General features: G+C 72.3%; 12 protein-coding genes. 10 read left to right on the top strand and 2 right to left on the bottom strand.

The genetic code is table 11. From position 1 onward, the window contains the following. Nucleotides 1–13: 13 nt before the first annotated feature. Complete coding sequence (locus Sdi02f_RS12990; protein ID WP_063788259.1) at nt 14–466, bottom strand: metallopeptidase family protein; 453 nt, start codon at nt 464–466, stop codon at nt 14–16. A 294-nt stretch (nt 467–760) separates the two neighbouring features. Here Sdi02f_RS12990 and Sdi02f_RS12985 point away from each other — a divergent pair, with 294 nt between their 5' ends. From Sdi02f_RS12985 to Sdi02f_RS12940, 9 genes are all read left to right on the top strand, one after another. After that, nucleotides 761–1,180 carry a DUF3499 domain-containing protein gene (locus tag Sdi02f_RS12985; protein WP_030404308.1) on the top strand — a complete coding sequence of 140 codons (420 nt, stop codon included), beginning with the start codon at nt 761–763 and terminating at the stop codon, nt 1,178–1,180. Between the two features lie 149 nt (nt 1,181–1,329). Then, nucleotides 1,330–2,946: an L-lactate permease gene (locus Sdi02f_RS12980; RefSeq protein WP_030404307.1), complete on the top strand. Its 1,617-nt coding sequence runs from the start codon at nt 1,330–1,332 to the stop codon at nt 2,944–2,946. Between the two features lie 91 nt (nt 2,947–3,037). Further along, nucleotides 3,038–4,402 (top strand): phosphomannomutase/phosphoglucomutase, encoded by a 1,365-nt coding sequence (locus Sdi02f_RS12975; RefSeq protein WP_108933293.1) that lies wholly within the window; start codon nt 3,038–3,040, stop codon nt 4,400–4,402. Between the two features lie 178 nt (nt 4,403–4,580). Beyond that, nucleotides 4,581–4,751, top strand: coding sequence for a Trm112 family protein (locus tag Sdi02f_RS12970; RefSeq protein ID WP_037800153.1), 171 nt, complete (start codon nt 4,581–4,583; stop codon nt 4,749–4,751). 78 nt (nt 4,752–4,829) lie between these two features. After that, entirely contained in the window at nt 4,830–5,957 is a 1,128-nt protein-coding gene (locus Sdi02f_RS12965; protein WP_031087987.1) for an SIS domain-containing protein, read from the top strand. A gap of 50 nt (nt 5,958–6,007) precedes the next feature. Beyond that, the gene (gene manA, locus Sdi02f_RS12960; protein ID WP_030404304.1) at nt 6,008–7,159 is read left to right on the top strand and encodes a mannose-6-phosphate isomerase, class I; all 1,152 of its coding nucleotides are present in this window, start codon (nt 6,008–6,010) and stop codon (nt 7,157–7,159) included. A 189-nt stretch (nt 7,160–7,348) separates the two neighbouring features. Next, nucleotides 7,349–8,329 carry a cation diffusion facilitator family transporter gene (locus Sdi02f_RS12955; RefSeq protein WP_053639227.1) on the top strand — a complete coding sequence of 327 codons (981 nt, stop codon included), beginning with the start codon at nt 7,349–7,351 and terminating at the stop codon, nt 8,327–8,329. Nucleotides 8,330–8,610: 281 nt separating this feature from the next. Further along, nucleotides 8,611–10,068, top strand: coding sequence for an adenosylhomocysteinase (ahcY, locus tag Sdi02f_RS12945; protein ID WP_030404302.1), 1,458 nt, complete (start codon nt 8,611–8,613; stop codon nt 10,066–10,068). Nucleotides 10,069–10,187: 119 nt separating this feature from the next. Then, a complete protein-coding gene (locus Sdi02f_RS12940; protein WP_030404301.1) occupies nt 10,188–10,802 on the top strand; it encodes a hypothetical protein in 615 nt (204 codons plus the stop codon). Nucleotides 10,803–10,823: 21 nt separating this feature from the next. On the opposite strand, the gene Sdi02f_RS12935 is transcribed toward Sdi02f_RS12940, so the two are convergent. Then, entirely contained in the window at nt 10,824–11,765 is a 942-nt protein-coding gene (locus tag Sdi02f_RS12935) for an RDD family protein (protein ID WP_108933292.1), read from the bottom strand. 125 nt (nt 11,766–11,890) lie between these two features. Here Sdi02f_RS12935 and Sdi02f_RS12930 point away from each other — a divergent pair, with 125 nt between their 5' ends. Continuing rightward, the gene (locus Sdi02f_RS12930) at nt 11,891–12,898 is read left to right on the top strand and encodes a stage II sporulation protein M (RefSeq protein WP_031087996.1); all 1,008 of its coding nucleotides are present in this window, start codon (nt 11,891–11,893) and stop codon (nt 12,896–12,898) included. Nucleotides 12,899–13,194 lie beyond the last annotated feature (296 nt).

Raw genomic sequence — 13,194 nt, 5'->3', positions numbered from 1 at the left:
TCCTCGTCCTCGCTCAGTCCTCCCCGTACCGGGGATCCACCGTCTCCGGGGTCAGCCCCAGCAGCTCGGCGACCTGTTCGACGACGACCTCGTGCACCAGCAGTGCCCGCTCGTCGCGCCCCTTGGTCCGGATCTCCACGGGCCGCCGGTAGACGACCACCCGCCCCCGCCGCCCGTCCCGGGAGGGCACCGTCCCGCCGAGCGGAACCGCCTCGTCGTTCCACGCCTCCCCGGCGGCGGCCGGCCGCGGCACGTCGAGGACGAGGAAGTCGATGTCGGCGAGTTGCGGCCACCGCCGCTCAAGGCGCTCCACGGAGTCCTGCACCAGGTCGGCGAACACCTCGCCGCGGCTCGCGGCGAGCGGCACCTGCGGGGGTGCGACCGGGCCACGCATGCCCCGACCGTGGCGATCACGACGGCGGGGCCCGGGGCGGCCGGCATCACGGGGCGACACGGGGTTGTCCATCACTGGTGAAGGGTAGTCCGTGCCGGAGCCACACGCCCGGCCCGCACGGGCCCGGTGGGCCGTGTGGCGCGGGCACCCTCGGCCTGTCGCCGGATGACCATTCCGGCCAAGGTTGGGCTCAATTCGATATCTTTCCGTGACCGCGGAACTCAAGGCAAATGTCGTTGTTTGTATCGGGTCGTGACCGCTTTCCGATCGGTCCGACCTCCTCGGGACCAGTGTCGGCGCAGGTCGAACGGGGGTGCACGAGAGGGCCACAGAACGTTTCACGCCACGACACGGAGGTGTGACCCGGTGGAGAGTCGTCGCGGCCCGCTCAAGAGTGCGGTACCGTCCAACATCGTGAGCCCTGTACGTCGCTGTTCGCGCACCGCCTGCGGCCGTCCCGCCGTCGCGACGCTGACGTACGTCTACGCCGACTCGACCGCGGTCCTCGGCCCGCTCGCCACCTACGCCGAACCCCACTGCTACGACCTGTGCGCCGAGCACTCCGAGCGCCTCACCGCCCCGCGCGGCTGGGAGGTCGTCCGTCTGCTCGACGGATCGGCCCCGGCCCGTCCCAGCGGCGACGACCTGGAAGCGCTCGCCAACGCGGTGCGCGAGGCGGCCCGGCCCCAGGAGCGGGCGGCCGAGGCGGGCGGCGGACGCACGGCCGACCCGATGGAGGTCGCGCGCCGCGGCCACCTGAGGGTCCTGCGCTCACCGGACAACTGAGCGCCGCCTTCCCCCGGTTCCGTCTTCATCTTTCGTGTCACCGGTCACATCCGTTGCTGCACGCCCATTGACGTTGGCTTGTCGCGGACACGACCATTCCGGAAGCCGCGAGAAATCGCTTTCACATGGCGGAATCCGGGGAGGCGCCCGTGTACGTGCAGGAACTGGAACCCGTCGCCGGTTCACTCGGCCTGTCCGCCCTCGTGGCGGCCCTGCCCCTGGTGATCGTCCTCGTCCTGCTGGGCGGCGTCCGGATGAAGGCGCACCTGGCCGGCCTCATCGGCCTCCTGGCCGCCGTGCTCGTCGCCTGGCTCGCCTACGGCATGCCCCTGGACCAGACGGCCTCCAGCGCCGTCCAGGGAGCCGTCTTCGGCCTCTTCCCCATCCTGTGGATCGTCGTGAACGCCCTGTGGGTCTACCGGATGACCGTCCGCACCCGGCACTTCGACATCCTGCGCCGCTCCTTCGGCCGGCTCTCCGACGACCCCCGCATCCAGGCCCTCGTCGTCGCATTCTGCTTCGGCGCCCTCCTGGAGGCCCTCGCCGGGTTCGGGGCGCCCGTCGCGATCTGCTCGGTCATGCTCGTCGCCCTCGGCTTCGACCCCGTGCGCGCCGCCGTCGTCTCCCTGGTCGCCAACACCGCGCCGGTCGCCTTCGGCGCCATGGGCACCCCCGTGGTGACGCTGGCCCAGGTCACCGGGCTGCCCCTGGACGACGTCGCCTCCGTGGTGGGCCGTCAGACGCCGCTGCTCGCCCTCGTCGTGCCGCTGCTCCTCGTCGCCCTGGTCGACGGGCGGCGCGGGCTGCGCGAGACCTGGGTGCCCGCGCTGGCCTGCGGAGTCGCCTTCGCCGTCGCCCAGTTCGTCGCCTCCAACTACGTCTCCGCCCAGCTCGCCGACATCGCCGCCGCCCTGATCGGCGCCGCCGCCCTGGTCGCCGTACCGCACTCCCGCAGGCCCGCGGCCGAGCCCGTACGCGCGTCCGTGCTGACCGGCGTACGCAGTGAGGAACTGGACGAGGAGGACTCCGCGCGGGAGGTGGCACGGGCCTACGCGCCGTACGCGCTGATCGTCGCCGTCTTCTCCGTCGCGCAGATCCCGGCGGTCAAGGACTGGCTGGCGAAGGCCACGCAGTCCTACGACTGGCCGTTCCTCGACGTGTTCGACCCCGAGGGCAACCCGGTGGGCGGGAACGTCTTCTCCTGGCCGATCGTCTCCACCGGCGGCACGCTCGTGCTGTTCGCCGGGCTGGCCACGGCCGTCGTCCTCGGCGTGCACGCGCGCGTGGCGGTCAGGGAGTGGCTCGCGACCGTGCACGAACTGCGGTTCGCGATCCTCACCGTCACCTCGGTCCTCGCCCTCGCCTACGTCATGAACCTCTCCGGGCAGGCCGCCACCATCGGCCACTTCGTCGCCGCGGCAGGCGCCGGGCTCGCCTTCCTCTCCCCGGTCCTCGGCTGGTTCGGCGTCGCCGTCTCCGGCTCCGACACCTCCGCCAACGCGCTCTTCGGAGCTCTCCAGGTGACCGCCGCGCGGGAGTCCGGCCTCTCGCCCGAACTCCTGGCCGCCGCCAACAGCTCCGGCGGCGTCCTCGGCAAGATGATCTCCCCGCAGAACCTCACCATCGCCTGTGCCGCCGTCGGACTCGCGGGCCGCGAAGGGGATCTGCTGCGCAAGGTGCTGCCCTGGAGCCTCGGCCTGCTGCTGGTGATGTGCCTGATCGTGGTCGCGCAGTCCACGGCCGTCCTGGGCTGGATGCTGCCCTGACGCCGTCCGACCTCCTGGAACCGCCCGGGCGGCCAGCCGGTCCCCACGGGGTAGTTTGTGGGCTCCGACAGGACTTTCAGGAAGGTTGGCCGTGGCTGCTGATCTGTCGCAGATCGTGAAGGCGTACGACGTGCGCGGTGTCGTCCCCGACCAGTGGGACGAGCCGCTGGCCGAGCTGTTCGGCGCGGCCTTCGTCGAGCTGACCGGCGCGGACGCCATCGTGGTCGGCCACGACATGCGGCCCTCGTCCCCGGGCCTGTCCGGCGCCTTCGCGCGCGGGGCGGCGGCCCGCGGCGCCGACGTGACCGGGATCGGCCTGTGCTCCACCGACGAGCTGTACTACGCCTCCGGCGCGCTCGGCCTGCCGGGCGCCATGTTCACGGCCTCGCACAACCCCGCCCGGTACAACGGCATCAAGCTGTGCCGCGCGGGCGCCGCCCCGGTCGGCCAGGACACCGGCCTCGCCGAGATCCGCGCCCTGGTTGAGCGCTGGAGCGAGGAGGGCGCCCCCGAGCCGTCCGCCCGCCCCGGCACCGTCGCCCGGAGCGACGTCCTCGCCGACTACGCGGCCCACCTGCGCTCCCTGGTGGACCTCACCGCCATCCGCCCCCTCAAGGTCGTCGTCGACGCGGGCAACGGCATGGGCGGTCACACCGTCCCCACGGTCTTCGCCGGCCTGCCCCTCGACCTCGTGCCGATGTACTTCGAACTCGACGGCACCTTCCCCAACCACGAGGCCAACCCGCTCGACCCGGCCAACCTCGTCGACCTCCAGCAGCGCGTCCGCGCGGAGGGCGCCGACCTGGGCCTCGCCTTCGACGGCGACGCCGACCGCTGCTTCGTCGTCGACCAGAACGGCGACCCGGTCTCCCCGTCCGCGGTGACCGCCCTCGTGGCCGCCCGCGAGCTGGCCCGCAACGGCGGCACGGGCACGGTCATCCACAACCTGATCACCTCCTGGTCCGTCCCCGAGGTCGTCCGCGAGAACGGCGGCACACCGGCCCGCACACGCGTGGGCCACTCCTTCATCAAGGCCGAGATGGCCAGGACCGGCGCCATCTTCGGCGGCGAGCACTCCGCGCACTACTACTTCCGCGACTTCTGGAACGCCGACACCGGCATGCTCGCCGCCCTCCACGTCCTCGCCGCCCTCGGCGAGCAGGACGGCCCGCTGTCCGCCCTGGTCGCCGCGTACGACCGCTATGCCGGCTCCGGCGAGATCAACTCCACCGTCGCCGACCAGCAGGCCCGCCTCGCCGCGATCCGGGCCGCGTACGAGGGCCGCGACGACATCACCGTGGACGACCTCGACGGCCTCACAGTCACGACGGCCGACTGGTGGTTCAACGTCCGTCCGTCCAACACGGAGCCCCTCCTGCGCCTGAACGCGGAGGCACGGGACGAGTCAACGATGACGAAGATCCGGGACGAGGCGCTGGCGATCATCCGCTCCTAGCCGCCGGCCGCCCCGCCGCTCCTGGCCGCCGGCCGCCCCGCCGCTGCGTGCCGCGCGACCGTCCCGCCCCGGCACCGGTGCCCGGTGGCCGCTCTTCCACAGGCCCCCGCGCCCGTCCCGTCCCGGCGGTACCCTGACCAGCACATCCACACACGCCCCACCCCCGGAGGGAACCCCCATGCCGCTCGAACCCGGCCTCCTGGAGATCCTCGCCTGCCCCGCCTGCCACGCCCCCCTCAAGGAGCAGGACGCGGAGCTGATCTGCACCGGCCAGGACTGCGGCCTGGCCTACCCGGTGCGCGACGGCATCCCCGTCCTCCTCGTCGACGAGGCCCGCCGCCCCGAGTAACCGCCGCCCAGGCGACGGCAACCCGGCGACGACCCCGCGCAACCGAACGAACGCCCCGGCGATCGGAGACCTGCCGCCATGCTCGACGAATCGCTTCTCGACGACCCGGAGCGCCTCACCGAGGCCGACCGCCGCGGCCTCCTCCGCGGCGCCGCCGAGGCCGGTGCCCGCGTCCGCACCGCCGCCCGGCACGCAGCCGAGGCCGGCGTCGCCAACCTCAGGCCGGACGGCCGCCCCCGCGCCGTACTGATCGCGGGCCCCGGCGCCGCCGCCACCCACGCCGCCGACCTCCTCGGCACCCTCGCGGGCGCCGGCAGCCCCGTCACCCGCCTCGCCCCCACCGGCGTCGCCCCCGCCGCGGGCGCCCTGCGCTGGGAACTGCCCGGCTGGGCCGGCTCCGTCGACCTCCTGCTGATCGCCACCCCCGACGGCACCGAGCCGGGCCTGGCCCTGCTCGCCGAACAGGCGTACCGCCGGGGCTGCACGGTCGTCGCGGTCGCCCCCGCCGGCTCCCCGCTCAGCGAGGCGGTCGGCGCCTCCCGCGGCCTGTTCCTCCCGATGGCGACCGCCCCGTACGACCACGACGAGCCCCTCGCCGGTGCCGCCCCCGGCGTCCTGTGGGCGCTGCTCACCCCGCTCCTCGCGCTGCTGGACCGCACCGGGCTGCTCGAGGCGCCCCCGGAGGCCGTCGACAAGGTCGCCGACCGGCTCGACCGCGTCGCCGAACGCTGCGGGCCCGCGATCGTCACCTACAGCAACCCCGCCAAGACCCTCGCGGCCGAACTGGCCGACTCCCTCCCCGTCGTCTGGACCGAGGGCACCTCCGCCGGGCCCGCGGGCCGCCGCTTCGCCGCCGCGCTCGCCGAACTGTCCGGCACCCCCGCCGTCGTCGCCGACCTGCCCGAGGCGCTCGCCGCGCACAGCGCCCTGCTCGCCGGCCGACTCGCCGCCGGCGCCGACCCCGACGACTTCTTCCGCGACCGCGTGGAGGAGCCGGCCGCGCTGCACGCACGCGTGGTGCTCCTGCGCGACCGCCCCGCCGGCGGCCTGACCGCCGCCCCCAACGCCCGTGACCTGGCCCTCGGCCACGACACGCCGATCAGCGAGCTGGAACCGGAAGAGGGCGGCGAACTGGAGACCCTCGCCGAGCTGATCGCCATCACGGATTTCGCCGCCGTTTACCTGGCACTCGCCTCGGGATCCTGACCCCGGCGCACCATCGCCCCCGCACCCGCACGCACCGGCAGAGAGAGCCCATGGACCGCCTCGACAACACCGTCCGCCCCTACGCCTGGGGTTCCACCACCGCGATCCCGACCCTCCTCGGGACCGAGCCGACCGGCGAACCGCAGGCGGAGATGTGGATGGGCGCCCACCCCGGCGCCCCCTCCCGCACGGGCCGGGGCACCCTCGCCGAGGTCGTCGACGCCGACCCCGAGAAGGAACTGGGCGCCGCCTCCGTCGCCAAGTTCGGCCCCCGGCTGCCCTTCCTCCTCAAGCTCCTCGCCGCCGGCGCCCCGCTCTCCCTCCAGGTCCACCCCGACCTCGCGCAGGCCCAGCAGGGGTACGAGGACGAGGAACGCCGCGGAGTCCCCCTGGACGCCCCGCACCGCAACTACAAGGACGCCAACCACAAGCCCGAACTGGTCTGCGCCCTCACCGACTTCGACGGCCTGTGCGGCTTCCGCCCCCCGGCCGAGACCGCGGACCTGCTCGACGGCCTCGGCGTCGCCTCCCTCAAGCCGTACGTCGACCTGCTGCGCGCCCACCCCGAGGACGCCGCCCTGCGCGAGGTGCTCACCGCGGTCCTCACGGCCGACCCCGAGGACATGTCCCGCACGGTCACCGAGACCGCGGCCGCCTGCGACCGCCTCGGCGGCGTCTACCGGCCCTACGCCGACATCGCCCACCACTACCCGGGCGACCCCGGCGTCCTCGCCGCCATGCTCCTCAACCACGTCCGGCTCCAGCCCGGCGAGGCCCTCTACCTCGGCGCCGGCATCCCGCACGCCTATCTCAACGGCCTCGGCGTCGAGATCATGGCCAACTCCGACAACGTCCTGCGCTGCGGCCTCACGCCCAAGCACGTCGACGTCCCCGAACTCCTGCGCATCGTCCGCTTCGAGGCGGGCGACCCCGGCATCCTGCGCCCGGAGGCGTCCCCCGACGGCGAAGAGGTCTACGACACCCCGACCGACGAGTTCCGCCTGTCCCGCTACGTCCTGCCCGAGGGCACCGGCGTCCACGACCTCACCCTGTCCACCCCGCAGATCCTGCTCTGCACGGCGGGCACCGTACGGGCCGGCGAACACGAGCTGCGTCCCGGCCGCTCGGTCTTCGTCCCGGCCCACGAAAAGGCCGAAGTGTCCGGAACCGGCACGCTCTTCCGCGCCACCGTGCGCGTCTGAGACGACCCCGCACGGGCCCGACACCTGTCTGACGGGCGAACGACGGGGCATCCGGCACCTCGGGGTCCGCACGGGCTGCAACAATGGCGCACCGCAAAGGAGGGGCCAAAGCCGGTGACGGCCGCGCCCCGCCGGCGGCGTACGGACGCAGACGAAGAAGCAGACGCAGGCGAAGGGACAACGCGACACATGAGCGCGTCAGGCGGTACCAGGGCGATCGTGGCGGCACTGCTCGCCAACCTCTCGATCGCGGTGGCGAAATTCGTGGCGTTCCTCTTCAGCGGATCGTCGTCGATGCTCGCCGAATCCGTGCACTCCGTCGCCGACTCGGGCAACCAGGGCCTGCTCCTCCTCGGCGGCAAGCGGGCCCAGCGCGCGGCCACCCCGCAACACCCCTTCGGCTTCGGCCGCGAGCGGTACATCTACGCCTTCCTCGTCTCCATCGTGCTCTTCTCGGTCGGCGGCATGTTCGCCCTCTACGAGGGCTACGAGAAGATCAAGCACCCGCACGAACTGGAGCACTGGTACTGGCCGGTGGGCGTCCTGGTCTTCGCGATCGTCGCCGAGGGCTTCTCCTTCCGGACCGCCATCAAGGAGTCCAACCCCCTGCGCGGCACGAAGTCCTGGAAGGAGTTCATCCGCCACGCCAAGGCCCCCGAGCTGCCGGTCGTCCTCCTGGAGGACTTCGGCGCCCTCGTCGGCCTGGTCCTCGCCCTCGGCGGCGTCGGCCTCGCCCTGCTCACCGGCGACGGCGTCTGGGACGGCATCGGCACCCTGTGCATCGGCATCCTGCTCATCCTGATCGCGCTGGTCCTCGCCGTCGAGACCAAGTCCCTGCTGCTCGGCGAGGCCGCCGGCGCCGAGGTGGTCCAGCAGATCGAGGCCGCGGCCGTCGCCGGCGACACGGTCACCGGCCTCATCCACATGCGCACCCTCCACCTCGGCCCCGAGGAACTGCTCGTCGCCGCCAAGATCGCCGTCCGCCACGACGGCACGGCCACGGAGATCGCCTCCGCGATCGACGCCGCCGAATCCCGGATCCGCGAAGCGGTCCCGATCGCCCGCGTCATCTACCTGGAACCGGACATCTACAGCGAGTCCGAGGCCGCCAAGGGCGCCGACCCCGAGGCGACCCCCGGCGGCCCCACCGCACCTCCCGCAGCCCACTGACCGACGCCCCGCAGCCCCTCGTCACGCTTCGTGAACGTCCGGAAGTGTTCGGAGGCGGACTGGGGACGGCGGGCGCGCGCGGTGTAGCTTGGGACGGAGCCAGACGTCGCTGCTGATGGCGGTCGGGCGGTCCAGGACGGACCGGCCGAGGGAGAGAGGGCCTCCGACGGACTGCGCTGCGCGTACGCGGGCATGCCTGTGTCCTCTTCGGGGCACCCCTGTGTCCGCCGCCGCGCAGGTCAGCCGTACCCACCTCGACCCAACCCGAGGAGCAGCCCGTAATGACGACTGTCGACAACCGACAGGACTTCAAGGTCGCCGACCTCTCCCTGGCCTCGTTCGGCCGCAAGGAGATCACCCTCGCCGAGCACGAGATGCCGGGCCTGATGGCGATCCGCAAGGAGTACGCCGAGGCTCAGCCGCTCGCCGGCGCCCGGATCACCGGTTCCCTGCACATGACGGTGCAGACCGCGGTGCTCATCGAGACCCTGGTCGCCCTGGGCGCCGAGGTCCGCTGGGCCTCCTGCAACATCTTCTCCACCCAGGACCACGCGGCCGCCGCCATCGCCGTCGGTCCGAACGGCACCCCGGACAACCCGCAGGGCGTCCCGGTCTTCGCCTGGAAGGGCGAGACCCTGGAGGAGTACTGGTGGTGCACGGAGCAGGCGCTGACCTGGCCGAACACCCCCACCGGCGGCCCGAACATGATCCTGGACGACGGCGGTGACGCCACCCTCCTCGTCCACAAGGGCGTCGAGTACGAGAAGGACGGCAAGGTCCCCTCGGTCGACACCGCCGAGTCCGACGAGCACCGCGTCATCCTCGAGCTCCTCACCCGCACGGTGAGCGAGACCCCGCAGAAGTGGACCCAGCTGGCGTCCGAGATCCGCGGCGTGACCGAGGAGACCACGACCGGCGTTCACCGTCTCTACGAGATGCACCGCGACGGCACCCTCCTGTTCCCGGCGATCAACGTCAACGACGCGGTCACCAAGTCGAAGTTCGACAACAAGTACGGCTGCCGCCACTCCCTGATCGACGGCATCAACCGGGCCACCGACGTGCTGATCGGCGGCAAGACCGCCGTCGTCTGCGGCTACGGCGACGTCGGCAAGGGCTGCGCGGAGTCGCTGCGCGGCCAGGGCGCACGCGTGATCATCACGGAGATCGACCCGATCTGCGCGCTGCAGGCGGCGATGGACGGGTACCAGGTCACGACGCTGGACGAGGTCGTCGACAAGGCCGACATCTTCGTCACCACGACCGGCAACAAGGACATCATCATGGCCTCGGACATGGCCAAGATGAAGCACCAGGCCATCGTCGGCAACATCGGCCACTTCGACAACGAGATCGACATGGCCGGTCTGGCCAGGACGCCGGGCATCGTCAAGGACGAGGTCAAGCCGCAGGTCCACACCTGGACCTACCCGGACGGCAAGGTCCTCATCGTCCTGTCCGAGGGGCGCCTGCTGAACCTGGGCAACGCCACGGGTCACCCGTCGTTCGTGATGTCCAACTCCTTCGCGGACCAGACGCTGGCGCAGATCGAGCTGTTCACCAAGCCCGACGCGTACCCGACCGACGTGTACGTGCTGCCCAAGCACCTGGACGAGAAGGTCGCCCGGCTCCACCTCGACGCCCTCGGCGTCAAGCTGACCACGCTCCGCCCCGAGCAGGCCGACTACATCGGCGTCAAGGTCGAGGGGCCGTACAAGCCCGACCACTACCGCTACTGAGCCCACCGGCTCCCACGGCTCCTCGCCTTCGAGACAGGCCCCCGCACCCCCGTGCCGGGGGCCTGTCCCGTTGCCGCCTCAGCGGTCGGACCAGCAGCCCGTCACCACCCAGGACACCCATGCCCCGCGGCCGTTATTCGCTTCACGATCCGCACGACCACACCCTCCTCGCAGAAGAACACTTCCAGTGCGCCCCCGGCCCCTCCGGCTGGCGCTACGTGTCACAACTGACCACCCCCACGGGGGACCACCGAGGCTCCGTGGACCTCGCCCTCGACGAGCTCGGCCGCCCCATCCGTCTCGAAGTCCACGCCGCCGACTGGCAGGTGCGCGGCGCGGCCATCGAGGGCCTCACCTGGGTCCGCACCGACCCCACCGGAACCCACGCCACCGAAGGCAATGCGCGCGCCCACGCCTTCACTGGCACGTCCCCGGCCTTCCTCGTCGCCGTCACCCGTCTCCTGCGCCTCACCCCCTCCGGATCAGCCACCCGCCTGCGCCTCGTCGCCCTCACGGACCCGGTCCTCGCCCCCCGCACCGTGGACCAGTCCTGGGCCTTGCTGAACAGAGAAGCACACGCCACTGACAACGGCCCCCTCGTCGTGGACGAATACCAGGTCACAGCCCTGGACACGGGCGAACAACACGCCGTGCACATCGCCGGCGACGTGGTCCTGGCGGCCCCGGGCATCGAGCTGGAGGACCTGGAGACCCCGCCGTCCGTGTTCCCGTGAGGGTGCCGGGGGCGGCCGTGCCTAAGCCGGCGGCACGAACCCGGTTCCGGGGCGGCCGTCCGGCCGCACGTCCCGCGACACCTCGGAGCGGCCGTCGGACGACGGCGCGGGCGGCGGGGTGACCGGTGCGGGCGCCGACGGGGCAGCCGGCGCAGTCGGCGCAGGCGGCACCGGAACCTCCGCCGTCGCCGGGGCGGCAGTCCCCCCGGCCGAGTCGCCGCCGAACGCCTTCCGGGCCTCCCGGGCCTGCCGTTCCTGCAGCACCGCCGCCAGATACGCGGGCGGCGGCACCTCCCGCGGCACCGGAGCACCCGTACGGGACGCCACGTCGGTGGCGAGCCGCTCGGCCATGGCCCAGCCGACGCGTGGATCCAGCTGTGCGGCCCGTGCCAGGTACTGACGGACGGCGAGCCACAGATCGTCGGGCACCGCGGACAGGTCTAGTCCGGAGAACCGTCCCGCCAGCCACGGCGGAGGCGGCGGCATGAACCCCGCCGACGCGTACGGCACCCTCTCCCGCACGACCAGCGTGCCCGCGAACACGTCGCCGAGCCGCCGCCCCCGCGCCGACACCAACGAGGCGACACAGGCGATCACTCCGAACGTCATGAGGATCTCGATCACTCCGATCAAGCCCCTCACCAGCGCGTGGCGGAAGCGGATCGGCCCTCCGTCGTCCCGCACCACCCGCAAACCGCACGCCATCTTCCCGAGCGACCGCCCGTGGCTCAGGGTCTCCACGGCGATCGGCCCGCCCACCAGGACCAGGACGAAGGTCGCGATCGTCAGCGCCGTCCGCGCCGCGTCGTCCAGGGACGAGGTGGACGCGACCAGAGCGACGGTCACCGCCACGTAGACGGCCACGGCGACCACCAGGTCGAGCAGGACGGCCAGCGCCCTGCTGGGCAGCCTCGCGGGGCGCAGTTCCAGCGCCACCGCCTCGCCCGTCACCAGCTCACTCACGCGCGCCGCCCTTCCCCGAAAGCCCCCGTCCCCGCCAGTCTGCCAAGCTGAGGACACACCGCGCCGCAGTACGACAAGCTGATCCACGACGAGCCGCCGACGATAGCCGAGGAGCAGGCACACCGATGGACCTCGACGTCTTCGTCTCCGCCCACCGCGCGGAGTGGGACCGCCTCGACGCCCTCCTCCGGCGCAGGCGCCGCCTGACCGGTGCCGAGACCGACGAACTCGTCGCCCTCTACCAGCGCACGGCCACCCACCTCTCCCTGGTCCAGTCCAGTGCCCCCGACCCCCAGCTGACCGGGCGGCTCAGCCAACTGGTGGCACGCGCGCGCAGCGTCGTGACCGGCACCCGGCGTGCCTCCTGGCGCGACGTCACACGATTCCTGACCCAGCAGTTCCCGGCGGCCGTCTACCGGGCCCGACACTGGTGGGTCCCCGTGGCCCTCGTGTCGACCGCGGTCGCCGCGCTCCTTGGCTGGTGGATCGGCACCCATCCGGAAGTGCAGTCCACCATCGCGGCACCCGGCGAACTGCGCGAGCTCACCCGCCCGGGCGGCCAGTACGAGACGTACTACTCGAGCAACCCGGCAGCCTCGTTCGCGGCCCAGGTGTGGACGAACAACGCATGGGCCGCCGCGCTCTGCCTCATCCTGGGCGTCTTTCTGGGGCTGCCCGTCATCTGGATCCTCTTCCAGAACATGCTCAACCTCGGCGTCGGCTTCGGCCTGATGTCGTCGGCCGGCCGCCTCGACACCTTCCTCGGCCTGGTCCTGCCGCACGGCCTGCTCGAACTGACCGCGGTGTTCGTCGCCGCGGGCACCGGTATGCGGCTGGGCTGGACCCTCGTCGACCCCGGGCCCCGCACCCGGCGCATCGCCCTCGCCGAGGAGGGCAGGGCGGCCATCGGCATGGCAGTCGGACTGGCCCTCGTCCTCTTCGTCTCCGGCGCCGTCGAAGGCTTCGTCACCCCCTCCGGCCTGCCCACCTGGGCCCGCATCACCATCGGAGTCGTCGCCGAGCTGGCCTTCCTCGCCTACGTCTACGTCCTCGGTGGCCGCGCGGTGCGCGCCGGCGACACGGGCGACGTCGCGGCGGCCGAACGCAGCGCCACCGTGCCGACGGCCGCCTGATGTGCATCCGACCCGGCGAGCTGCTACTGTCCTCTTCGTTCCCGCACGAGCCGTTGACACGGAGCGAGCGGGGAGGTAGATTCGAACAGTTGCCTGGAGGTGGGTTCACCCCAGAGGGCAGCGTCGAACATCTATCAGCTTCTACGAATCAACGAATTCGACGAAGCACTCTCCCGATGAATCGGAAACGAACGGCCGGTCAGACCGCCCCGGAACTTCTGATAAAGTCGGAACCGCCGGAAAGGGAAACGCGAAAGCGGGAACCTGGAAAGCACCGAGGAAATCGGGTCGGAAAG

The organism is Streptomyces ardesiacus, assembly GCF_003112575.1.
Lineage (GTDB): Bacteria > Actinomycetota > Actinomycetes > Streptomycetales > Streptomycetaceae > Streptomyces > Streptomyces ardesiacus.
This window is presented reverse-complemented; position numbering and strand designations above follow the sequence as displayed.

What these genes read in the sequence shown, in the direction of transcription:
- Sdi02f_RS12930 (WP_031087996.1), top strand. Translation starts at nt 11,891, where the DNA reads ATGGACCTCGACGTCTTCGTCTCCGCCCACCGCGCGGAGTGGGACCGC.
- Sdi02f_RS12970 (WP_037800153.1), top strand. Translation starts at nt 4,581, where the DNA reads ATGCCGCTCGAACCCGGCCTCCTGGAGATCCTCGCCTGCCCCGCCTGC.
- Sdi02f_RS12990 (WP_063788259.1), bottom strand. Translation starts at nt 466, where the DNA reads ATGGACAACCCCGTGTCGCCCCGTGATGCCGGCCGCCCCGGGCCCCGC.
- manA (WP_030404304.1), top strand. Translation starts at nt 6,008, where the DNA reads ATGGACCGCCTCGACAACACCGTCCGCCCCTACGCCTGGGGTTCCACC.
- ahcY (WP_030404302.1), top strand. Translation starts at nt 8,611, where the DNA reads ATGACGACTGTCGACAACCGACAGGACTTCAAGGTCGCCGACCTCTCC.
- Sdi02f_RS12965 (WP_031087987.1), top strand. Translation starts at nt 4,830, where the DNA reads ATGCTCGACGAATCGCTTCTCGACGACCCGGAGCGCCTCACCGAGGCC.
- Sdi02f_RS12940 (WP_030404301.1), top strand. Translation starts at nt 10,188, where the DNA reads ATGCCCCGCGGCCGTTATTCGCTTCACGATCCGCACGACCACACCCTC.
- Sdi02f_RS12955 (WP_053639227.1), top strand. Translation starts at nt 7,349, where the DNA reads ATGAGCGCGTCAGGCGGTACCAGGGCGATCGTGGCGGCACTGCTCGCC.